At 54.4% G+C, this 22,811-nt stretch carries 16 protein-coding genes and 2 pseudogenes; 5 read left to right on the forward strand and 13 right to left on the reverse strand.

Going from position 1 to position 22,811, the window contains the following annotated elements; translation table 11 throughout:
* The first annotated feature begins 14 nt into the window (after positions 1 to 14).
* Positions 15 to 1,298, forward strand: coding sequence for a glycosyltransferase (locus KV190_RS04530; protein WP_460194784.1), 1,284 nt, complete (start codon positions 15 to 17; stop codon positions 1,296 to 1,298).
* Here the strand turns inward: KV190_RS04530 and KV190_RS04535 are convergent.
* Together KV190_RS04535 and KV190_RS04540 are read right to left on the reverse strand one after the other, a co-directional pair.
* A complete protein-coding gene (locus KV190_RS04535) occupies positions 1,286 to 2,509 on the reverse strand; it encodes a methionine gamma-lyase family protein (RefSeq protein WP_460194785.1) in 1,224 nt (407 codons plus the stop codon). The genes KV190_RS04530 and KV190_RS04535 overlap by 13 nt on opposite strands.
* 119 nt (positions 2,510 to 2,628) lie before the next feature.
* Positions 2,629 to 3,249, reverse strand: a pseudogene (locus tag KV190_RS04540) (IS630 transposase-related protein).
* A gap of 1,100 nt (positions 3,250 to 4,349) precedes the next feature.
* On the opposite strand from KV190_RS04540, the gene KV190_RS04545 reads away from it, so the two are divergent.
* Entirely contained in the window at positions 4,350 to 4,739 is a 390-nt protein-coding gene (locus tag KV190_RS04545; RefSeq protein WP_460194786.1) for a PepSY domain-containing protein, read from the forward strand.
* Positions 4,740 to 4,880: 141 nt separating this feature from the next.
* Here the strand turns inward: KV190_RS04545 and KV190_RS04550 are convergent, their stop codons facing one another.
* Entirely contained in the window at positions 4,881 to 5,291 is a 411-nt protein-coding gene (locus tag KV190_RS04550; protein WP_460194787.1) for a HEAT repeat domain-containing protein, read from the reverse strand.
* Positions 5,292 to 5,465: 174 nt separating this feature from the next.
* Between KV190_RS04550 and KV190_RS04555 the strand changes: the two are divergent.
* A pseudogene (locus KV190_RS04555) lies at positions 5,466 to 5,894 on the forward strand (RNA-guided endonuclease InsQ/TnpB family protein); the annotation flags it as partial.
* Here KV190_RS04555 and KV190_RS04560 read toward each other — a convergent pair.
* Genes KV190_RS04560 through KV190_RS04605 form a run of 10 tightly spaced genes read right to left on the reverse strand, consistent with a single transcriptional unit; the run spans position 5,891 to position 18,883 of the window.
* Entirely contained in the window at positions 5,891 to 6,016 is a 126-nt protein-coding gene (locus KV190_RS04560) for a hypothetical protein (protein WP_460194788.1), read from the reverse strand. The pseudogene KV190_RS04555 and the gene KV190_RS04560 sit on opposite strands and share 4 nt — an antisense overlap.
* Complete coding sequence (locus tag KV190_RS04565; protein ID WP_460194789.1) at positions 6,000 to 6,446, reverse strand: molybdenum cofactor biosynthesis protein MoaE; 447 nt, start codon at positions 6,444 to 6,446, stop codon at positions 6,000 to 6,002. The genes KV190_RS04560 and KV190_RS04565 overlap by 17 nt, the downstream gene beginning before the upstream one ends.
* A 7-nt stretch (positions 6,447 to 6,453) precedes the next feature.
* Positions 6,454 to 6,708 carry a MoaD/ThiS family protein gene (locus KV190_RS04570; RefSeq protein ID WP_460194790.1) on the reverse strand — a complete coding sequence of 85 codons (255 nt, stop codon included), beginning with the start codon at positions 6,706 to 6,708 and terminating at the stop codon, positions 6,454 to 6,456.
* The gene (gene moaC, locus KV190_RS04575; protein WP_460194791.1) at positions 6,692 to 7,750 is read right to left on the reverse strand and encodes a cyclic pyranopterin monophosphate synthase MoaC; all 1,059 of its coding nucleotides are present in this window, start codon (positions 7,748 to 7,750) and stop codon (positions 6,692 to 6,694) included. Before moaC ends, KV190_RS04570 begins: the two co-directional genes overlap by 17 nt.
* Positions 7,751 to 7,754: 4 nt before the next feature.
* Entirely contained in the window at positions 7,755 to 8,720 is a 966-nt protein-coding gene (gene moaA / locus KV190_RS04580; protein ID WP_460194792.1) for a GTP 3',8-cyclase MoaA, read from the reverse strand.
* A gap of 5 nt (positions 8,721 to 8,725) precedes the next feature.
* Positions 8,726 to 9,901: a molybdopterin molybdotransferase MoeA gene (locus tag KV190_RS04585; RefSeq protein ID WP_460194793.1), complete on the reverse strand. Its 1,176-nt coding sequence runs from the start codon at positions 9,899 to 9,901 to the stop codon at positions 8,726 to 8,728.
* 13 nt (positions 9,902 to 9,914) lie between these two features.
* Positions 9,915 to 10,592 (reverse strand): urease accessory protein UreF, encoded by a 678-nt coding sequence (locus KV190_RS04590; RefSeq protein ID WP_460194794.1) that lies wholly within the window; start codon positions 10,590 to 10,592, stop codon positions 9,915 to 9,917.
* Positions 10,582 to 11,016, reverse strand: coding sequence for an urease accessory protein UreE (ureE, locus tag KV190_RS04595; protein ID WP_460194795.1), 435 nt, complete (start codon positions 11,014 to 11,016; stop codon positions 10,582 to 10,584). Before ureE ends, KV190_RS04590 begins: the two co-directional genes overlap by 11 nt.
* Complete coding sequence (locus tag KV190_RS04600) at positions 11,016 to 14,198, reverse strand: PDC sensor domain-containing protein (RefSeq protein ID WP_460194796.1); 3,183 nt, start codon at positions 14,196 to 14,198, stop codon at positions 11,016 to 11,018. The genes ureE and KV190_RS04600 overlap by 1 nt, the downstream gene beginning before the upstream one ends.
* A 59-nt stretch (positions 14,199 to 14,257) precedes the next feature.
* Positions 14,258 to 18,883 (reverse strand): glutamate synthase-related protein, encoded by a 4,626-nt coding sequence (locus KV190_RS04605; RefSeq protein WP_460194797.1) that lies wholly within the window; start codon positions 18,881 to 18,883, stop codon positions 14,258 to 14,260.
* A 379-nt stretch (positions 18,884 to 19,262) separates the two neighbouring features.
* On the opposite strand from KV190_RS04605, the gene gyrA reads away from it, so the two are divergent.
* Both gyrA and hpnA read left to right on the forward strand, forming a co-directional pair.
* The gene (gene gyrA, locus KV190_RS04610) at positions 19,263 to 21,824 is read left to right on the forward strand and encodes a DNA gyrase subunit A (protein ID WP_460194798.1); all 2,562 of its coding nucleotides are present in this window, start codon (positions 19,263 to 19,265) and stop codon (positions 21,822 to 21,824) included.
* Positions 21,821 to 22,810 carry a hopanoid-associated sugar epimerase gene (gene hpnA / locus KV190_RS04615; RefSeq protein WP_460194799.1) on the forward strand — a complete coding sequence of 330 codons (990 nt, stop codon included), beginning with the start codon at positions 21,821 to 21,823 and terminating at the stop codon, positions 22,808 to 22,810. Before gyrA ends, hpnA begins: the two co-directional genes overlap by 4 nt.
* The last annotated feature ends 1 nt before the right edge of the window (position 22,811 follow it).

Raw genomic sequence — 22,811 nt, forward strand, 5'->3', positions numbered from 1 at the left:
TTGAGGAGTCTGGATTGCCACAACCACTATCTGTTGCTGTCTTTATTTGCCTAGAATGGCAACCCAATGCCGGGGGACACGTCAAATGTTGGGAACGTTTTGCGGAAGCTGCCAGCCACTACCCAGACCGCGTTGACCTGACCATTTACTTCCTTAGTGCAAAACAGCAAACCCTAGAGGTAGCAGCTAATGTTCGCTACCAATTGCTACCGCCCCAGTTCAGCACGCACTCACTGGAAATTATGCGCCAAGGGGCAGGCATGACCGATGTGGCTCCCTTTCACTGGGCATTGCGCCGTTATTTACCCCAACATCAAGTGTTTCACATGACGGATACCTTTAGCTTTGCTCAAACGGTGCGCCGCTTTTGTCGCCAGCAGCATCGTCCTCTGCTCAGTTCAATTCACACGGATTTGCCCTTATTGACCCGCACCTATTCGCGGGAAATTATTTGGCGCATGAGTGGCCGCAGTTGGGGGCGGGAGTTTTGGCGCTGGCTATGGCTGGAGAAATTACAAGTGGATCAGTGGTTTGGTTACCGAGCCGAACGTAAATTAGCAGGCTTTATGCGTGCGAGCGATCGCGTACTGGTCTCGCGGCAGCAGGATGCCGATTGGCTGCTCACGTTTTTGCCCCCTGAGCGGGTGGCGTGGTTTCAGCGCGGCATCGATCGCGATCGCTTTCATCCGCGATTTCGCAATCCCCAATGGCTACGGGAGGAGTACCACCTGCCAGAGGTGCCAATCCTGCTTTTTGTCGGTCGGGTGGATGCCAGTAAAAATGTGCTCCTGTTGGCGCAGGCGGCTCAAGTGTTAGCCAATCAGGGAAAGGCGTTCCATGTGTTGATTGTCGGCGAAGGGGCGCAGGCTGCCCTTGTCAAAGACCTTTTGGGCGATCGCGTCACCCTCACAGGCAAGGTACCCCAAGAAAAATTAGGGGCAATCTATGCCAGCAGTGATCTATTCGTCTTTCCCTCAGAGTCGGAAACAGGTCCCAATGTGGTGGTGGAAGCACGGGCAGCGGGATTACCCGTCGTCATTTCTGGATTTGATGGTGGACGTAGATATGTGCAAAGTTCAGGGGAGGACGGGGTAGTGGTTTACAGTCGCGACCCCCAAGATTGGGCCGCCGCCATCACCCCACTGTTAGACGATGCCCACTATCGCCAGCGGATGGGGGCACAGGCACACCAGATCACCCAAGCAACGTGCCCCACCTGGCAGGGCGCCTTTGAGCAGAGCATTTTATGCCAATGGGAAGCGGTTGCCCAAGCCTACGGCTGGCCTCAAAAAGCCTGATCCTCTAGGAGAGCCTCTAACATCAAGGCCATATGCGTCCAGTGGGTTCCCCCCTGACAAAAGACAATATAGGGTGGACGCAAAGGGCCATCGGCAGAGAGTTCCGACGTGCTGCCGTCAATAAAGGTGCCCCCAGCCATCACCAAATCATCGGCATAGCCGGGCATGGGTGCGGGGACGGGATCAAGATAGGAACCCACGGGGGAGTAACGTTGCAACGTGCGGCAAAAGGCAATCAGCTTTTCAGGACTGCCCAATTGGATGGCTTGAATGACATCGCGGCGGGGGGCGAGGGGGGCGGGGTTGACAGAATAGCCGAGTTGGTCAAAGACATAGGCTAAGAGATGGGCGCACTTGAGGGCTTCGCCGACCATTTGCGGTGCTAAGAACAGCCCTTGAAAGAGCAGACGATGTTGATCAAATGTGGCACCCCCTTCGTGGCCAATCCCCGGTGCGGTGAGGCGATAACTGGCCTGCTCAATGAGATCAGCGCGTCCTGCTAGGTAACCCCCTGCTGTGGCGATCGTGCCGCCGGGATTTTTAATCAGGGAACCCGCAATCAAATCGGCGCCAACATGGGGCGGTTCTTGGGTCTCGACAAATTCGCCGTAGCAATTGTCCACAAAACAAACCACATCGGGATTCTGCCCCTTGATCAGTTGGATCATCTTGCCAATGTCCTCAAGGCTGAGGCTCGGGCGCCATGTATAGCCACAGGAGCGTTGAATGAGCACCATGCGGGTTTGGGGTTGGACACAGGTGGCGATCGCCCCCCAATCCGGTTCGCCCGTACTCAGGAGGGGAATCTCGCGATAGTGAATGCCGAAGTCCTTGAGGGAGCCTTGGCCGTGACCCCGCAGGCCAATCACCTCTTCTAGGGTGTCGTAGGGAGCACCCGCAAGGGAAATCAATTCATCACCGGGGCGGAGCACACCAAATAGCGCAGTGGCGATCGCGTGGGTACCAGAGACAAATTGCACCCGCACTAAAGCCGCCTCAGCTCCCATCACCTGCGCAAAAACGCGATCAAGCACCTCACGCCCTAAGTCCCCATGACCATAGCCCGTCATGCTACTGAAGTGATGCACCCCCAGCCGCTGCTGACGAAACGCCCCTAGAACCCGATCCAAATTTTCCTTAACGCGGCCATCAATTTCCGCAAAGGTGGTTGCAAGTGCCCCTTGGGCAGCAGTCAAAAGTGGATTTGTCACGCTCAGAGAAGAAATCAGCTATTCATATATAATTAATCAAAAACCTGCAAAGGAATCACAACTAACTATAAATCCTCGCCGAAAAACTCATTATAGCTATTCCAACTAAGAATGAGATATTATTCGGCACAATAACTGCAAATCACCTCACCAATAGAACTATTTGACCTTGCATACATCTGCACTCGCTTCAATGCACTAAAGTCGTTCTCAATCACATTCAAATCGGGAGAGTAAAAATAACACCTCATGACCCGCTGCTTTGACTGCTTCCTGAATCGCCCCTTTCGGGTGAATCGGCGCATGATCCATCCGAGAGTCAAACCCCATCTCATCGATATACACCACCGTTTCCTCGCCGTGACTCTCTACCCATGTGTCGAGCTGCTGTTGATACGCTTGGCGCTCTTCTTCACACCGTTCTTGGTAACGCATCTGTTTTTTTTTCGGGTGATGCCCATCTGGTCGAGGGCGTAACTAATGGTGGAAACTTGGACGCCAAATCGCTGGGCGCGGTCGATTAAACGGTCATCGGGATGGGCAGCAACATCGGCTGCTAAGGCCGCCCAATCCAGTTTCCAAGGACGACGAGGGACAACCGTGGGGGCTAAGTCCTCTCGCTTCAGCCAGCGATGGATGGTAGCGCGACTGACCTGAAAGATTTGAGTCGCTTCACTGATTTTGCCGCCTTGCTTGATATAGGAGACAACCCGCTCTCGTAAGTCCAAGCTATAGCTCATATTCTTGAGTAACATTCATGACTCTTTGAGTATAGCCTATCCCTCTTGAAAATATTTCACTTCCTTTCGAAATAGCTATAGCTTTTTCATCGGGGGATGCTTCCAACACTTCAGCCTGACTTTACAGACCAACTGTTAAAAACTCTGCAAGAAAGCTCTGTTGCGACTCTTTTCTAAAAAGATGGATCACTCCAAGGAATTTCTAATATCTTGACGATTTCTTGACAATTCTCCCCTACCTTGAAGGCTGGCTCTACAACAGAGCATCAAAGTCACGTTCAACGGAGTTAAAACAACGATGGAAAAGTTAATCAAGGCCACCCTTACCTTGGGCTTACTCTCAGCAGTGGCAACCACTAGTGCAGCAATGGCTGCTCCCTTAAGCCCTCTGTCCCAAATGCCAAGTAACTCAAAACCCACTCAGGGTACTATGACTGCCCAACACACAAAGCCAACCAATGATCACTCAATCCAAACCCAAAAAAATAAAACTAAAACCAAAGAAACCAAAAAGCACCACACTCAATCTCCTCTAAAACCAATGACAAACACAACTAGTAAGTAAGGTCGTCCTAACTCATTGCTCCTCACAGGGGAATCGAGGGTTCTCTCCCTCGCCCCCTTTTGCTAGCATCCGAACCTGAAATAATCTAGTAGGCGATCGCTAGAATCTGCCCGTACCCAGCCAACAACAACATCCGAGAGTGCACTCCAGCTAGGATAGATGATGACTTAAGAAAATTCGACAAATATGGAAACGTCTCTAGCCAATTTTCAATAGAAAAGCAAATAAATGTCAAGAACTTGTTAATACAGTCATTTTCTAAAATCTAGATCATACAAAGCAAATGCAAGTCTCTTCTATAGAAGCTTTTACAGTTTTGAGCATATTCTATGTATGCGAAAAGAGTTATATCTAAACTTAAGTTAATTTCCAAGGGGTGAATAGTCTTGACGATTTCTTGACAATAGCATCTTACCTTGAAGATAGCTCCTTAAAGGGGCTGTCGAATTTACTGGAGATAAGAGTGATGAAGACCTTCACTAGAACAGTACTTGCTTTGGGACTACTTGGAACTGTCGCTATTGGTGGCAGTGCAATGGCACTGAAAACGCAGCGTCACATTAGCTATGCTGTGGCAGCGCAAACAGATCAAAAGGGTGGGTATGATGAGAGCGATCGCTACGAAGCGAACAATACGGCTGAGGAAATGCAAGAGGAAGCCCAATACCGTAGCCTTGCTAAAATTAGCCCCCAACAAGCTCAACAAATTGCAGAAGTGGCTCAAGGCCGAAAGGCAATACGGGTTGCCCTAGGGGCAGAAAACGGTAGCTTGGTGTACGAAGTGCGCTTTCCCAATGCTGAGGTCAAGGTGGATGCCGGTAATGGGCGTATCCTCAAAACGGAGCTAGCGGGTCAAGAGGAAAATGACCTCCATGAAGCTCCCTTGGGTGGCAGTATCCAAGTGCCCAATCCTGATCGTCTATAGCAATAATGGTAACCATCCTTATTTTACTGAAATAGCTGTCTAGGGTAGATTAACAGGCATAAATATCTACCCTAATTTTTTGCCTTAAGGATGGGTTTGTGGTGAAAAGAGTATAGCAACTTCAAGGGGGATGCCAATCCATTAGGAACATGTTTCATGGGTGACTTGAGTTAGAGTGGCCGCTGCTTCCTCACGAATGACTCGGGCAGGATGATCCAATAACATTTGCAAGGCTGTGGTTTTCTCAGGAGAGTCAGGTAGCTTTCTTAAGGATCGGACGATTTCCATAGCTTGCCAAACGTCAATGGAGTAGGTTAAAGCACATTCGGCAAGGGGAATGGCCGCTTTTGGATTACCGCGATTGCCAAGGGTAATAATTGAACCCATGCGGGCTTCGGAGTTGGGATGCTTCAGGGCATTGATCAGTCGATCTTCATAGGAGGGATGCTCCTGTTCCCACTGGTGAATATCAACACCACATACAGGACAGATTGAGTCGTCCGCAGCAATCTCCGCAAAACATGCTGGACAAAAATAGGCGTGATCCATCATAAACTTCGCAAGGGGGCTACCACTATAGCGTAGCTGAGTGGTACGGGGAATTGCGGGTCTGTCCTTACTGGAACTACTGCTTGGGACAAAGACTCGATTGGTTGCATCGCGCTCGCTGCTTCATTGATCGATGCTCTTTGGTCTCTCAACCCATCGGTGAGATTCCTGAATGTCCAAGAGGCCTATCAACTATGCCGAACATACGACTTAATCGGAGTGGAAGACCTAAACATCCGAGGGCTGGCTAGGAGCAAGCTGGCGAAATCAATCTTGGATGCGGCCTTGGGTCAGTTCCTCACGATTCTGGAAGCAGTAGCAGTCAAATGCGGCGTCTGGATGGTGAAGGTCAACCCGCAAGGCACATCACAAGAGTGTGCAAACTGTGGCGCAATGGTTCCCAAGACTCTGGCCGATAGAGAGCATCGCTGTGCCTGTGGGCTGAATACCACAAGAGACCACAACTCGGCGAGAGTGATTCTGAAACGTGCCTTACACGCCGTGGGACTCGCGGTGTCTGCCTGTGGAGGCTTAGGGGTTCCCCAGCCTGTGAAGCAGGAAATTCCAATAGCGATGTTGGAAGCCTTCACGATACCTTTAGGTTAGTGAAGGAGAATGTCACTGATTTCTGCTCCGATCGCCACACTCATCGCAAAATCTGCGCCCACATTTAAGGGTCGGCGATCGCCACCATAGAAACCATCTTGTGTCCTAAAACGAACTGTCATGGTGATGCTCACGGCAATACACCCAAGTGGCTGGCTCATTTAGATAGTGTTCCTTTTTCCAAATCGGTAGGCGGTGTTTGATCTCGTCAATGATATAAGCGGCTCCAGCAAAGGCTTGTTGGCGATGAGGCGCCGTCACCCCTACCCACACAGCAACCTCGCCAAGAGTGAGCGTTCCATAGCGATGGCTGGCGATCGCCCCCAGCAAGTCAAATTTCTCAATGGCTTCTCCTAGAATCTGCTCCCCTTCTTTGAGAGCCAAGGCGGGATAGACCTCGTATTCTAGGGCAGTGACGATCTTGCCGTGGTTGTGATTGCGCACCCAACCTTCAAAGCTAACAAAGGCACCGGCCCTCAAGTTGGCAAGGGGCTGCCACAACTGGGCTGGCTCTAGGGGAGCATTGGTTAGAGAGAACTGCTTGATCACCATCGCTTAGTTAACCCCCCGCAACAGGGGGAATAAAGACGACCTTATCTCCCGCTCGTAGGGGTTGATCCAGTGTCACAAACGTATCATTAGCCGCCACCTTAATATGGGTGAGATCAAGGGTAAAGCCGTACTGACTCTTTAGCTCTTGGTATAGCTCGCCATAGGTTTGGGCGGTGGTCACTCGCTCCTCCTGTTCCCGTTGGCTTTGCTCCCGCAACTGGGCAAAGTAGCGCAGGTAAATTGTTTTAGGGGCGTCGGACATGGTGTAGGGCTTCAAGATAGTCTTCAGGGGTGTTGATATTGGCAGTAATGGTCGGCTGGGGTGGGGCAATCCGCTGGCAGGGCGATCGCTGGAGAATTTTCACAGGGCAGTAGATCCCTTCTGCATAGGCGGCCTCAAACACTGGCAGAGCTTGGGGGGTATAAATGGCACACAGCGGCTCTGGGAAACCCTCTTGGGGATGGTGATAGCAGGTGGCCACCACATCTTCGCGGTAATGGTGCAACAGGGGCGCAAGGGTTTCTGTGGTCAAATAGGGCAAGTCACAGGCCACCACTAACCAGTTCACTTGGGGATAAGCACGTAAAGCTGTTAAGATGCCGGCAATGGGGCCAATCTGAGGCAGGGTATCGGGGAGCGTTGGCAAATCGGCAAGGGGAGTCCCCTGCCATTGGTTGGGTTGCGCTGAGAGAAAGACCTGTTCGCAGGATTCACTCAACAAATTGTAGAGGTACTGGGCATGGGGTTCGCCGTAGTAGTCTAGCAGGGCTTTGGCCTGACCCATGCGCTGACTCTGGCCGCCGGTGAGCACAAGGCCGTAGAGGGGATATTGGCCGAGGGTTTTCTTGCCGCCACTTTTTGCCAGTAGGCGCACCTCGCGAATCACAATATGGGGGCTGAGGGCTTTGGCCATGTCGTAGATTGTGAGGGCTGCGATCGCCACCCCATGCAGGCTTTCCATTTCCACCCCGGTGCGATCGCGGGTTTTGACCTCACAGCGCAGGCGAATTCGTAGGCCACTCTCTAGGGACTCGATATCCGTCTCAAAGCGACAACTGGTAATCGGCAGCGAATGGCAAAAGGGAATCGCTTCAGCGGTGCGTTTTACCGCCATTGTGCCAGCAATAATCGCTGTTTGCACCACAGGCCCTTTCTTGAGAAAGAGATCTCCCCCTTGCACATAGGCCTGAAAGACTGGCGGCAGTTCAATGAGGGCTTCTGCCACCGCACGGCGATCGCTCACGGCCTTCTCGCTAATATCCACCATCTGGGGTTGTTGGTTCTCATTGATGTGGGAGAGCATCCTCCTAGCCTCCGATCTGGTGCATCGCATGGTGAACTTCTGCTGCGCGCAGGCTGGGTTTCATGCCCAACACTTGCTCATAGGCAGCATACCGTTCCCTTTGACTTAAGCCCCGCAGGGACACCCCCGCCTCCTTAAACAGGCACGCCCGCAGGACACCATCCGCAGACAAGCGCCAACGGGCGCAGTGGCCACAAAAGGGTTGCGATTCTGAAGCAATAAAACCAATTCGCCCGCCACAGGCCGTCTCAAAGTTAAACGAGGTGGAATCTAGAGGACGTGGCACAGGTTGCAGATCATAGTGTTGGCGCAAGCGCTCAATCATTGTGGCGGCACTCACAAAGCGATCGCTCCCTAGGTGGCAAGCATAGCCAATGCGCATCAGCTCCAAAAAGCGCACCTCGATCCCTAACCCCTTGGCATACTCCACCATTGGTACCAGTTCGTGATCATTGACACCCGCCATAACCACCATATTCAGCTTCACTTGAAACCCTTGATGAACCGCAGTGGCCACCGCCGCCTTCACTGCTTCTAAGTGGTGGCCATGACTAATGGCGGCAAAGGTTTCGGGGTCGAGGCTATCCAGACTGATATTCAAACGCCGTACCCCATAGTGTGCCAAGAGGGGCAAAAAGGGCAGCAAGCGAATCCCATTCGTGGTTAAGCTTAGCTCTGGTACCCCCACTGCCACCAAGGCCGCGACAATCTCAGCAAACTCAGCTCGTAGGAGCGGTTCACCCCCCGTTAGGCGCACCGCCTCAATCCCCAGTGCCACTAGTTCAGCCACAATCGTGGCATACTCTGTGGGGCTTAAATAGGTCTGGGGGGGCATAAAGGCGGCAGCCACGGGCATACAGTAGGTACAGCGCAAATTACAGCGATCGGTGACCGACAGGCGCAACTTGCGAATGTGTCGCCCTTGGGTATCCAGCAAACGTTGGCTAGGGATAGCTGTGGTGACAACCATCCGCCCTAACTCCATGGAAAATAGCGATAGCACTCCCCAGCGGCAAATATCCCTTGCGAGGCGGGTAGTTCCAAGAAGCCATCACTGTCAGCCAAGGCCAAAAAATCACCAGAGTTTTGCATCGGACGGGGGTGAGCAATCAGTTCAGCGGTTTTCGTGGTTTCTAGTTTAACGGGTAAAAAGTAGGTTAAGGGCTTCTCAAAAGAGAAGGGAGTGGCTAAGCGGGCATAGAGGGGTGGCATGTCCAAAATATAGCGGTGTAAACACACCAAACTGGAGACGGGGTTCCCCGGTAAGCCAAACACTGCCGTTTGCTGCCTGTGATCCACCCCAAACCAGAGGGGTTTTCCGGGGCGCTGAGCGACACCGTGGATGTATTGCTGCACGCCATGATCGCGCCACAGTTGGGGTAAGTAATCAAACTTGCCCTTGGAAACGCCGCCGCAATAAATCAGGAGATCGTACGCTTGGCTCGCTTGGCAATAGTGGGTTGCCAGTTGTACTGGATCATCAGGTAAATGGGTGATGCTGACGTGGCTGTACCCTTGGTGCTTGAGGGCGGCCATTAGGGCGTAGGCATTGGAGAGGCGCAGTTGATGGGGTTGAGGTACGTGGTCTGGGGGAATCAGTTCATTGCCGGTGGCAACAATCTGAGTGCGGGGGGTGCGCTGCACACAAACTTCAGTCTGCCCCACAGAGGCAAGAATGCCCCAAGCCGGACTGTGGAGAGGGGTACCTGCCGCCAGCACCCGTTGACCTGCCGAGGCATCACTGCCACAGCGGTGGACAAATTGATAGGGCGACCACGGTTCGGGGTGGCGGATATGGGCAATGCCGTCCCGAATTTCCAGAGCCTCATAGGGAATGACCAGATCGCAGCCTTGGGGCAACGTGGCACCCGTCATCACTTCCAAGCAGGCTTGTGGATCCGTCAACGTGGGTGGGGCTTCACCAGCAGGGACAACCCCCAGAATCGGGAAGGCACGCTGACCGGACTCATAGGCGGCCCATCGCAGGGCAATACCATCCATCATGATGCGGTCAATGGGCGGATAGGGGCGATCGCTGGTAATGGCTGCCGCCAGTCGGCTGTACCGAGGCTCAGTCAAGGAGATGCTCTCTGTGCCCCAATCGGGCAAATGCTGCTGAATCAGGTCAACGGCTGTTTCAACGGAAATCATTTTCTAGACAGGATTAACTGCGAAATAGGCGGCAGTAGAGGGTTTCGTGCTGCATACTGGCGAGGGCTAAGCCCAAGGTACAGCTTTCTAAATCATTGTCAGTCACATTCAGACTCTGCTGCACGGTTTGCTGAATTTGGGGCTGAAGTTGGCGCAGGAGCACTTGACCCGCTGTCTGACCAAGGGGAATCAGTTTCACCGCTGCATTGATCAGGGTGGTGACCCAACTGTGGAGATAGCCTAGCAGTGCCGTTTCTAGGGGAATGTCGGCAAGGGCAGCGGTAATGCAAAAGGCAACACTGACATTCCAGGGGTAGGGCTGACCAGTCTGAAGTTCTGGGGGTAGGCGATCGAGGGCAGCGACGAGGTTGATCAATGCTGTTCCCATTTGCCAATTTTGGGCACGCAGTTCGGCGCTTTCGCGGGCAGCCGAGAGCCACGCATTCCACTGGTGAACGGCATCAAAATCACCCTTGGCGATCGCCCCATAGACCCGCCCCATCACTGCTGTTTCCAAGTGGGCACTGCCAAAGGTCAGTTCAAAGGTGAGCCAGTCCTGTACCGCTGCGGCTGAGGTGATCTTGCCTTGGGCAATCAGGGTCTCCAAGCCCTCGGAATAGTTAAAGCCGCCAATGGGCAAAGCGGGACTCACCCACTGCAACAAGGTTAACAGCGCTGAATCAGTGAGCATGGTAGGCACCGCGTTCGGGACAAAAGGGAGCGACTTCAAACGTCACTGTTAAGCCCCGCTGTTCCAGCATGGTTTGCAACACGGAATCTGCCCCCAAGCGAAGATAATCGGTGTGAATTTCCAAGGGGACATGGCGATTCCCAAGGTGGTAGGCCGCCTGTAGAAGGTCAAGGGGAGTGGTAGCCATCACCTTTAGCGTGGGTTCGGGTTTGGCATGAACCGTGACGACCACTGTGCCGTCCTCGTCTTGAAGGCGATCGCCCGGCTGCAAGGTAATCCCGCGCGGCAACTTCAGATAGAGGGATTCCCCCTCATCACTGTGGCAATGGAGACGACTGCGACAGCGTTCCTCTGCGGTCAATGAGAGGTGCAACTGACGGGCATTTTCCAATGTTGTAGGGCAAAGTTGCGTCAGCGTGAACATCAAACCAGCGTCAACTCGACAATTTTATCAAAGCGGAATGTTTTCACCAGTTGCTGAAGGCCTGCAATCAAGGCGGCTTCTTCGGGTGGGATTTCAGCAATCAGTTCGCGAATGCGCTTGGCATTGAGCTTTTTGGCGGCTTCTTGGAGTTCGGTAATCCAAGGGCGGGGCATCACCATTAGGGCGGCTGGATCCAGCACCTGAGGACGAGGGGCACTCGCGGCGGCCAAAGCATCCTCGTAGGCATACTCTAGGTTTAACTGGGCGGCAAGTCGTTCAAAAATCGTTTGCGGACGGAAAGGCTTGGCAATGTAGTCATCACAACCGAGATTCAGCAGTTCCTCTTTATCCTGCTCAAAGCTACTGGCGGTCACCGCAAGAATTTTCGGGGGGCAAACCGCTTCGCCGCGTCGCAGGCGATCGCCCACTTCTTTTTTGATCTGTCGCGTTGCCGTTTTGCCATCCATCACGGGCATGCGAATATCCATAAGAATTGCATGGGGCTGCCATTCTCGCCAGATCTGCACCGCCTCTTGACCATTGCCCGCTTCTCGACAGCGAAAGCCCACCGGTTCTAGGAGTTGCGTGAGCAGTTGGCGATTTTCGGGAATATCATCCACCACCAGAATGCGAACTTCTGAGGCGGGCGATCGCAGGCCAACAACAGTCTGTGCCTTTTCCTCCTGTAACGCTTGGGGATCGCCAAGGCCAATGTTGATCTCGAAGTAAAAGTGACTTCCCTGCCCCTTGGTGCTGCGCACCTGAATATCACCCCCCATCAATTGCACAAACTGGCGACTAATGGCCAACCCCAGCCCAGTGCCTTCACTGACTTTTTTACTGCTATCGGTTTGGACAAAGGGCTGAAAGAGCATTTTCAACTCTGCCGGGGTCATGCCAATACCCGTGTCGCTGACTTCAAAGGCGAGTCGTGGGGGGTCTTGGGCTTTATAGCTGACCTTGAGGGAAACGCCCCCCTCTTTGGTGAATTTAATGCCATTGCCCAAGAGGTTCACCAATACTTGGCGCAGCTTCATTTCATCGGTGGTTACCGCCACCGGCAGATTGGCGGGCAAATCAAAGACCAGACGCAACCCTTTAGCTTCAGCTCGCACCTTGAGCATTTCTTCGAGGGTTTGCAGCATGCGCCGCAGATCAAAGGTGGTTTCCTGAAGCGTGATGCGCCCAGCTTCAATTTTGGCCATGTCAAGGACATCGTTAATCAAACCCAAAAGGTGTTCACCGCTGCGGTTGATCTTTTCAAGGGTTTGCCGATGCTGCGGTGCAAGGGTGCGATCGCTAAGCAAAATTTGACTAAAGCCGAGAATGGCATTGAGGGGAGTGCGCAGTTCATGGCTCATATTGGCAAGGAAAATACTTTTGGCTTTGTTGGCGGCCTCCGCTGCTTCCTTCGCCTTGAGCAGCTCCCGCTCCGCTTGATGGCGTTGATGGGCGGCAAGGGCGATCGTCACAATATCGGCGACATTGGAGACAAAACTGCGTTCCTCCACCAGCCAAACCCGATGCTCGCCAATACTCTCAACACAGATGACCCCCAATAATTGGCCATTGAAGATGATTGGCGCATCAATGCGAGAATACACCCGTTGGAGTTTGGCATAGTCCCGCAGTTCGTGAGTGCGCGGATCCGTGAGTAAATCATTGACGACGAGGGGTTCTCCGGTGCGCAGCAGTTTCAAGTACTCCGGATAGGGGGGTTGGGTGAGGTAGGTGGGTTGGGCATGGCTATTGGCAGCAGGGTCGTACTGCACAACACACTTGAGGCGATCGCCTTGGAGTTCCCATGCCGAAGCCCGCTGGACGCGCAGTGTTGTCGCGGTTACCTGAATAATCTCCTGCAAGGCCATGCGAAAGTGCCCCTGCTGCACATGGGGAGATTGGCTGAGTTGCACAAGAGCCACATTGTGGTCATGGAGCACCCGTTCTTTTTCGAGCAGTTGTTGATTGGCCGCCTCAAGGGCAGCAGTACGGTGGGTCACTTCTTCTTCAAGGCGTTGATTAAAGCGATGCAGTTCACCAAAACTCTCTTGGAGTTGCCCCGCCATATCGAGAAAGGTTCGCCCCAAGTTCCCCACTTCATCTTGGCTGTGGGTGTCCACATCCCCTTCAATCGCCAGATCTCCCACGGCAATTTTGTGGGCTGCCGCATCCAACTTCTGAATTGGGCGCACCATGTAGCCCGTGACTCCCCACGTCACCAGACTAATCAGACAGAAAGAGACGACGAGAATGAGCAGCCCCGCCCGTGTTTCTTCGTGGATAAAGGCCAAGAGGGTGGCTTCATTGAGGCGAATCGCCAGACTCCAGCCCGCTTGGGAAATCGGCGTGTAAAAGACCCATTGCCGCTCATTGGAAGTCCAATCCCGCATCCACAGATGGCCACTTTGGCCGCTGACCATGGCTCTGCCCAAGGCCTCAAGATCACTGCGATTTTCTTCTTTGGCAATGTAGAAAATGGACTGGCCAATGAACTGAGGATCGCCGTGAAAGATAATCCGTCCCTTGCGATCTAAAACAAAAAATTGCTCCTCCTTCAGGCCTTGAATGTTGATTTGTCTTTGCAGCGTTTCCAGCGCCACATCCACTGTGGCCACCCCGCGCACTTTCCCCTGCCGACGAAAGGGAACGGCATAGGTCACCATCCAGACATCCCCTGCCCCCTGATCAAAGTAGGGATCACTCCAGCGGGATTGGCCCGTGCGGATTGCTTCGCTATACCAGTCCCATCGGGGTTGCGTGTAGTCGTAGATGCGGCCAGTGTCTTTTTGTACCAATGTGCCGTTGTTTTTATAAACGTAGGGGGCAAAGAGCCGTTTGCGAGGGGAAAAGCTATAGGGGGTAAAGGCGATCGCCACGCCATAGGCCAGATGATTCATTTCCACATTGCGGCGCAGAAATGAATACAATTCCTGTTCACTGGCCATCGGGAAGGTCTCTAGGGCATGGGCACTGGCCGTTGCCAACTCCGCCATCTGCTCTAGGTTGTCATCAAATTGGGTGGCATAGAGCGACACCATGGCCTGCTGCCATTCTTCATAATCAGTGGTACTGCGGCGAATCACCCGCCCGCGAATGTAGAAGAATAGGCCTGTGTAGATGACAACAATCGGCAGGAGCGTCCCCAGCAAGAGCTTATGGCGAAAGGATAGCTTGCTCAGCATGGCGATCGCCCTCCCTAGGCTTTCCCCTTAATTTTAGGCTGCCTAAAACGGCGAATCCTTTAGGAAAGGGGACTGAGCACTTTGCTGTCGCTGTCAGTGGCCACTTCACCCACCACTTCCGGAGTATTGGCTTCCGAAGGCGGCACCACCTGCCAGAAGAGGGGTAAATAGCGCTCCCACTGCTCCAGAATCATCGCGGCTTTGGCACTCCCCGTGCGCTCGTGGTGGGCAGTAATCAGTTGCTTGAGTTGGGCGGCGCCAATACTAGAGGTGACCCGCTGAAGTTTGACAATTTCGGGGTTGACCTTGGCGGGGAAGTTACCGGCTTCATCCAAGATGTAGGCCAAGCCACCGGTCATACCGGCACCCACATTGCGACCCGTGGTGCCCAAGACCACAACCACCCCACCGGTCATGTATTCGCAGCAGTGATCCCCTGTGCCTTCGACAACGGCAGCGGCTTTGGAGTTGCGAACAGCAAATCGCTCACCGGCACGGCCATTCGCAAAGAGGAACCCACCCGTGGCGCCATAGAGGCAGGTATTGCCAATAATGACGTTGTCCGCAGCCGCATAGGGGGCATTGGCGGGGGGCTTGATAATGATTTCACCGCCGTGCATGCCTTTGCCGACATAGTCATTGGCTTCGCCTGTCAGGTTGAGGATCATCCCCGGCAGGTTGAAGGCGCCAAAGCTCTGGCCAGCGCTGCCTCGGAAGTTGAGGGTAATCTGACCTTCAAAACCCGTGTTGCCATACTTTTTAGCAATGGCACCGGCAATGCGTGCCCCGACGGTGCGATCGGTGTTGACAATGGGCAGCTCTAGTTCAACGGTTTGCTGCTTCTCAATGGCGGCTTGCACCTCTGGGCGTGCCAAAATTTCATCATCGAGAACAGCCCCGTTACTGTGCACTGTTTCGTGCTGCAACCACTGGCGATCGCTGCGCGTATCCGGCAGCTTCGTCAGGCAAGCCAGATTCAGGGGGGCAGTTTTCGTTAGGGTGACATCCTGGCGAGGCACCAGCAGATCGGCGCGACCAATGATCTCATTGAGGGTGCGGTAGCCCAGTTTGGCGAGAATCGAGCGCACCTCTTCGGCAATAAAGAGGAAGAAGTTCACCACATGCTCAGGGATGCCGGGGAAACGCTTGCGCAGTTCCTCTTTTTGAGTGGCCACGCCCACAGGACAGTTATTGGTGTGGCAGATGCGCGCCATGATACAGCCCTCGGCAATCATTGCCACCGAGCCAAAGCCAAATTCCTCGGCACCCATCAGTGCCCCCATGACCACATCCCAGCCACACTTGAGGCCACCATCCACCCGCAGAATCACGCGATCGCGCAGTTGATTTTCCAAAAGAACGCGGTGCACCTCCGTCAGCCCCAATTCCCACGGACTGCCCGCATGCTTAATCGAACTCAGGGGCGAAGCACCGGTGCCACCATCGTGACCGGAAATTTGAATCACATCGGCGTTGGCTTTTGCCACCCCAGCAGCAATCGTACCAATACCAATTTCCGCCACTAGTTTCACGGAGACTTGGGCTTGGGGATTAATCTGGTGCAGGTCAAAGATCAGTTGCGCCAAATCCTCAATGGAGTAAATGTCGTGGTGGGGCGGCGGCGAAATGAGGGACACGCCCGGCTTGGAGCGCCGCAGCATGGCAATGTAGGGGCTGACTTTGGTGCCCGGCAGTTGACCACCTTCCCCCGGTTTCGCGCCCTGGGCAATCTTGATTTCAATTTGCTGGGCATTGATCAGGTACTCGGGGGTGACCCCAAAGCGACCAGAGGCCACCTGTTTAATGGCGGAACTGGCGGTATCACCGTTGCGCAAGCCCCGCAGATGGGGAAATTGGGGAGAGTGTCCCTCAGCGTCGACATCCGTGAGCACTTGGAAGCGAATCGGATCTTCGCCCCCCTCGCCAGAGTTGGATTTACCGCCAAGACGGTTCATGGCGATCGCCAGCACCTCATGGGCTTCCCGCGAGAGGGCACCCAAGGACATCCCCCCTGTGCAGAAGCGTTTGACAATTTCGCTGGCGGGTTCAACCTCCTCGAGGGGAATACTGGGGCGATCGCTCTGGAAGTCCAGCAGATCCCGCAGTGCTGTGGGTACCCGCTCCGTGAGTTGACGGCGATAGACCTCGTAATGGTCGTAGCTATTGCTGCTCACGGCCTTGTGGAGTGCCTTGGCCATCTCCGGATTATTCATGTGGTACTCGCCACCGGGACGGAATTGGACAAAGCCAAAGTTCTCCAGTTTCTTGGCGGTGAGTTCGGGGAAGGCCTTGTGGTGAAAAGCAATGGTTTCTTGGGCCAAGTCTTGGAGCGTCAGACCCCCCACCCGCGACGTAGTGCCAATGAAGGCCTTGTTGAGCAGGTCATCGCCAATGCCAATGGCCTCAAAAATTTGGGCACCGCGATAGCTAGCAATCAGAGAAATCCCCATCTTGGAAAGGATTTTCAGGAGTCCCTCCTCAACGGCTTTGCGATAGTTGGCCTGCACCTGTTGCAGTGTCAGTTGTGGTAGTTTGCCCTTGGCCATCAGGCTTTGGGTGCGATCGCTATGCCACCACTGGCGAATCGTTTCCCATGTCAGGTAGGGACACACTGCCCCAGCGCCATAGCCAATCAGGCAGGCAAAGTGATGGGTACTCCAGCATTGGGCTGTTTCCACCACAAGGGAGACACGACGGCGAATGCCCTGGGCAATCAAATGGTGGTGCACTGCCCCCACCGCCAATAGGGGTGGAATATAGGACGTGTCGGCATCCAAAAGATGGGGTTCGCCAGCAACGTTGTGGCGATCGCTCAGCACCAGGATTTCGGCGCCTCCTTTGACGGCAGCGGCAGCCTGTTCACAAAGGCGATTTACGGCGGCCTCAAGCCCCGCCGGCCCTTGGGCGATCGCAAACTGCGTCGAAAGGCGGGTCGTGCCAAAGGGTGCTCTGAGAATCTCCTCTAGCTCCGCTTCGTTGATGAGGGGTGAATTCAGTTGCAGCAGGCGGGCATCTTCTGGGCTTTCAATGAGCAGATTCCCCCGCTTACCCAAGCGAGTCACCAGCGACATCACCAGTTTTTCCCGCAGCGGATCAATGGCAGGATTGGTGACTTGGGCAAAGCGCTGCTTGAAGTAGTCGTAGAGCAGGTGGGGTTGCTGCGACAGCACCGCCAAGGGAATGTCGTCCCCCATGCAGAAGGTGGGTTCCTTGCCGTCCTTGGCCATGGCCTCAATGATCATTTCCACATCTTCGGCACTAAAGCCAAAGGCCATTTGCTGTTGCAGGCAGGTTTGGCTTTCGAGGGTGGGGGTTTCGCCGTAGGGTTGAGGCGCAAGTTCTTGGCGATAGGTTTTCAGCCATTCGCCGTAGGGCTGCTGCTGCGCCACCCGCTGTTTGATTTCCCAGTTAGTGAGGAGTTCTTGGTGCTCCAAGTCAACGGCAATCATCTGCCCGGGGCCAAGGCGGCCTTTTTCAATCACCGTTGCTTCATCAATTTGAATGCTGCCTGCCTCGGAAGAGACAATCACGAGATCATCATTGGTGAGGGTGTAACGGGCGGGGCGTAGGCCATTGCGATCGAGGGTGGCGCCAACAATTTTGCCATCGGAAAAGGCCACCAAGGCAGGACCATCCCACGCCTCTTGAATGCCACTGTAGTATTCGTAAAAGTCCACCACCTCTGGGTGATCCGCTAAATCGGGCTGATTTTGATAGGCCTCCGGAACCAGCATCATCATTGCCTGCAAGGGCTGTCGTCCCGATTGCACCAGCAGTTCAAGGACATTGTCGAGGTTGGCGGAGTCGCTGTTTTCGGCATTGACAATCGGCATGAGATCCGCAAAGGCTTCGCCCCAATAGGGATGGCTGAGTTGGGTTGCCCGTGCCCGCATCCAGTTGATATTCCCCAAGAGGGTATTGATTTCGCCATTGTGCCCCAGCATCCGCATTGGTTGAGCCAAGGGCCACTTGGGCATGGTGTTGGTACTAAAGCGACGGTGATAGAGGGCAAAGGGGGTGATGTAGTTGGGGTTGCGCAGATCATCATAAAACTGAGCCAGCACCACCGATCGCACCATGCCCTTATAGACAATTGTGCGGGTCGAGAAGGAGCAAATATAAAAATCCTGTCGCCAGTCCGCTTTCGTCTGGGCGATCGCCCGCTCAATGCGCTTGCGGGTCAAATAGAGCTGCCGCTCCAGTTCATCGCCACTGGCTTTGCTCGAAGCCACAAAAAGTTGCTCAATCTGGGGCTGATTTTGTTTGGCCTGCACCCCCAACACACTGGGGTTCACGGGCACCGGTCGCCAGCCCAATAGGCGCAGTTCATTTTCACTGAGAACTTTTTCCACAATGGCTTTGGCCGCTGCTGTTGCCGCCCCCTGGGGCAAAAAGATCATCGCCACCCCAATTCGCTGGCGGGGAATGCCAAACTCCGGCAACAACTCCCACGGAATTGCCGTCATGATGCCAGCCCCATCCCCAGAGTCGCGATCGGCACTACAGCCCCCCCGGTGTTCAAGGCAGGTCAATCCCTCAAGGGCTTGGGTCAAGATGCGGTGACTGGCCACCCCCTTGCGATGGGCAACAAAACCCACACCACAGGCATCTCGCTCGGCCACAAGCCAAGGCTGTCCATGGTAACCAACTTGATGCACGGGGGAAGAAAAGGTGGATTGTTGCATGGGTCTGAAAGCGTTCAATCGACTGAGGGATGAAAACGTTGTCTTGGCAACAGCAACCTGCTCTAGGGACTGAAAAACGCCACGACTCGAAAGGGGGAGCCAAGGCGACAGTATAGAGATTAGAGAGTGCTGGTGATGGAGCAACGTATAGGGTCTCTCGCTATTATAGGGGTTTCTCTTGGATCCAGAAACGTCAAAGCAAGAGATTGTTAAGGTTTGGCCATAGGAGCCAGTAAACCAGCGATCGCTGAGGCTGACTTGAGGGCTAGAACGCCGCAGCAGAGAGGGGTTAAGGTTGGCGTTTAGGCGGGCGTGATATCATTAAATTTTCCAACTGAACAACAAGGCTTCCAGATTAATTGCTTGGTAAAACACGCCCATGAGCTTTGCTGCTGATTCTTCTCGGATCATTCCCACTGAGTTGCGGGACGAAATTTCGCGCTCATACCTTGAATATGCCATGAGCGTCATTGTTGGGCGTGCCCTTCCCGATGCCCGCGATGGTCTCAAACCGGTACACCGCCGCATTCTCTATGCCATGCACGAGTTGGGGCTGACCAGCGATCGCCCCTTCCGCAAATGTGCCCGTGTGGTGGGGGAAGTGCTAGGGAAATATCACCCCCACGGCGATTCAGCGGTCTATGATGCCCTGGTGCGAATGGCTCAGGACTTTTCCATGCGTCACCCCTTGATTGATGGCCATGGCAACTTTGGCTCCATTGACAATGATCCGCCGGCAGCGATGCGCTACACCGAGTGTCGGCTGCAAGCCCTAGCCACAGAAGCCCTGTTGCAGGACATCGAGCAGGAAACCGTTGACTTTGTTGATAACTTTGATGGCTCGCAGCAGGAACCCCTAGTTTTACCGGCGCGGATTCCCCAGTTACTGCTCAATGGCACCTCCGGCATTGCTGTGGGGATGGCGACGAATATCCCACCCCATAACTTGGGAGAACTGGTGGATGGGCTGGTGGCCTTAATTCATAACCCCCAGATCAGCGATCGCGAGCTAATGCGCTACATTCCGGGGCCTGATTTTCCCACTGGCGGGCATATCCTCGGCCAAGGGGGGATTGAAGAGGCCTACACCACCGGTCGCGGTTCGATTACACTGCGGGCAGTGGCCACGATTGAAACCCTTGAAGCACCGGGTCGCCAACCTCGCGAAGCGATTATTGTGACGGAGTTGCCCTACCAAACCAACAAGGCAGCACTGATGGAAAAAATTGCCGAGTTGGTCAACGAGAAAAAAATTGAGGGCATTGCCGATCTGCGGGACGAAAGCGATCGCGACGGCATTCGGGTGGTGATTGAGCTAAAGCGGGATGCCTACCCACGGGTGGTGCTCAACAACCTCTACAAGCAAACGCCGCTACAGGTGAATTTTGGCGCCAATATGCTGGCGATCGTCAACGGCGAGCCGCAACTGCTGACCCTCAAGCGCAGTTTAGAGGTGTTCCTTAGTTTCCGCGAAGAGGCGATCGCCCGCCGTACCCGCTATGCCCTGCGCAAGGCTGAAGAACGGGATCACCTGCTCCAAGGGTTGCTGGTGGCGCTGGCCAATCTCGATGCCGTGATTCAACTCATTCGCAGTGCCAGTGACACGACCCTTGCGCGTCAGCAATTGATGCAGACCTATGCCCTCAGTGAAGCCCAAGCTGATGCCATTTTGCAGATGCAACTGCGGCGCCTCACGGCCTTAGAGGCGGAAAAAATTGAGCGGGAGCACGCAGACCTCCAGCGGCAAATCGCCGATTACCGCGATATTTTGGCCAATCGGCAGCGGGTACTGGAGATTATTGAAAAAGAAGTCACAGAACTCAAGGCCAAGTTTGCCACGCCGCGGCGATCGCTGATTGTGCAAGCGGATGGGGAGATTAGCGACACCGATTTAATTGCCAACGATAAATCCGTTATTCTCGTTACCCAGCAGGGCTACATCAAGCGCATGCCCGTGGATACCTTTGAAGCCCAAAGTCGCGATGGACGGGGACGCAAAGGGGCAGAGATTAAAGAGGATGATGCCGTTGAGCACTTCTTTAGCTGTAATGATCACGATCGCATTCTTTTCTTTAGCGATCGCGGTTTAGTCTATGCCTTGCCCGCCTACCAAATTCCCAGTGGTTCCCGCCAAGCCCGCGGCACCCCCATTGTCCAACTGTTGCCCATTCCCCGCGAGGAAAAAATTACCTCCGTCATTGCGGTGCAAGAGTTTAGTGAAGATGAGTATCTGGTGATGCTCACCCGCAAGGGCTTCATTAAGAAAACGGCACTGGCGGCCTTTAGTAATATCCGCACCAATGGCCTGATTGCCATTTCCCTTGAAGAGGGGGATCAACTGCGGTGGGTGCGGCGTACCCGCGAAGAGGACACGATTATCATCGGCTCGCGGCAGGGCATGGCCATTCATTTTCGCGCCAGTCATGATCAACTGCGCCCCCTTGGCCGCGCCACGCGGGGGGTCAAATCCATGAGCCTGCGGCCGGGGGATGAACTGGTGGGGATGGATATTCTGCCGGCGGCGATCGCTAACCGTTTTGCCACCACCCCTGAGGATGACAGTGCCGAGATTGAAGACACTGAGGAGACGGTAGCTCACAGTGAAGGCCCTTGGGTACTGGTAATTACGACCAATGGCTACGGCAAGCGGGTACCTGTGCAACAGTTTCGGCTACAAAACCGCGCCGGCATGGGCATTACCGCCACCAAGTTCAAAGCCAAAAGTAACGAGGATCAACTGGCTGCCCTGCGGATTGTCAATGCTGAGGATGAATTGATGATTGTTACCAGTCGCGGCATCATTATTCGCCAAAAGGTGATGGATATTTCCTCACAGTCGCGATCGGCCACGGGCGTCCGTCTGCAACGCCTAGATGAGGATGATGTAATTGTCACGGCAGCCGTCTTGCCCCCCGGTAGCATGGAGGCCGAGGAAGATTGAGCACCACCGCCTTTCTCACGGGTGCCAGTGGCTTTGTCGGTACCCATGTGGCTCAGGTTCTTGCAGAAAGGGGGTATCGCGTCCGTGCCCTTGTGCGGCAACCGCAGCAGGCAGCCCACCTCAAGGCGTGGGGTGTGGAGTTGGTGCAAGGGGATCTGCGCACCAATGACCTCGTTGCCCCGATGCAGGGGTGCCAAGTTCTCTTCCATGTTGCAGCCCACTACAGTCTGTGGCGGCGCGATCGCCCCCTCCTCTATGCCGTTAATGTGGAGGGCACCCGTCGCATCTTAGCTGCTGCCCGTGAGGCTGGCATTGAGCGCACCATTTACACCAGTTCCGTGGCCGCCATTGGTGTGGATCCCAGTGGCCAACCCACCACCGAAGCCTACCAAAGCCCCCCCGAAAAGCTGATTAGCGAGTACAAGCGCTCCAAGTACTGGGCAGAGCAGGTGGCTCACGAGGCGATCCGCCAAGGGCAAGATATTGTGATTGTCAATCCCAGTACCCCCATTGGCGCTTGGGATGCGAAGCCCACCCCCACTGGCGAGATGATCCTGCGCTTTTTACGGCGACAGATGCCCTTTTACGTCAACACGGGGTTGAACCTGATCCATGTGCGGGATGTGGCGATCGGTCATCTCTTGGCCTTGGAAAAAGGCAAAACCGGTGAACGCTACATCCTCGGTCACCAAAACCTAACGCTGGCGGACATTCTAGAACGGTTAGCTGCGATCACTGGGCTGCCGCGCCCCTTGGGTGAAATTCCCGTGGTGATTCCCCTCGTGGTGGCTTGGTTCGATGAAGTGGTGCTGGGGGCTTTGGGCAAACCACCCGCGATTCCCGTGGATGGGGTGCGAATGGCACAGCAAAAAATGTTTTACGATGCGCGCAAAGCCGTGGCCGAATTGGGCTTGCCCCAGACGCCGATTGATGAGGCGCTCCGAGACGCCGTGACTTGGTACCGCGAACGGGGGTACTGCCCCTAGG

It is taken from the genome of Thermosynechococcus sp. FA-CM-4201, from assembly GCF_054689355.1.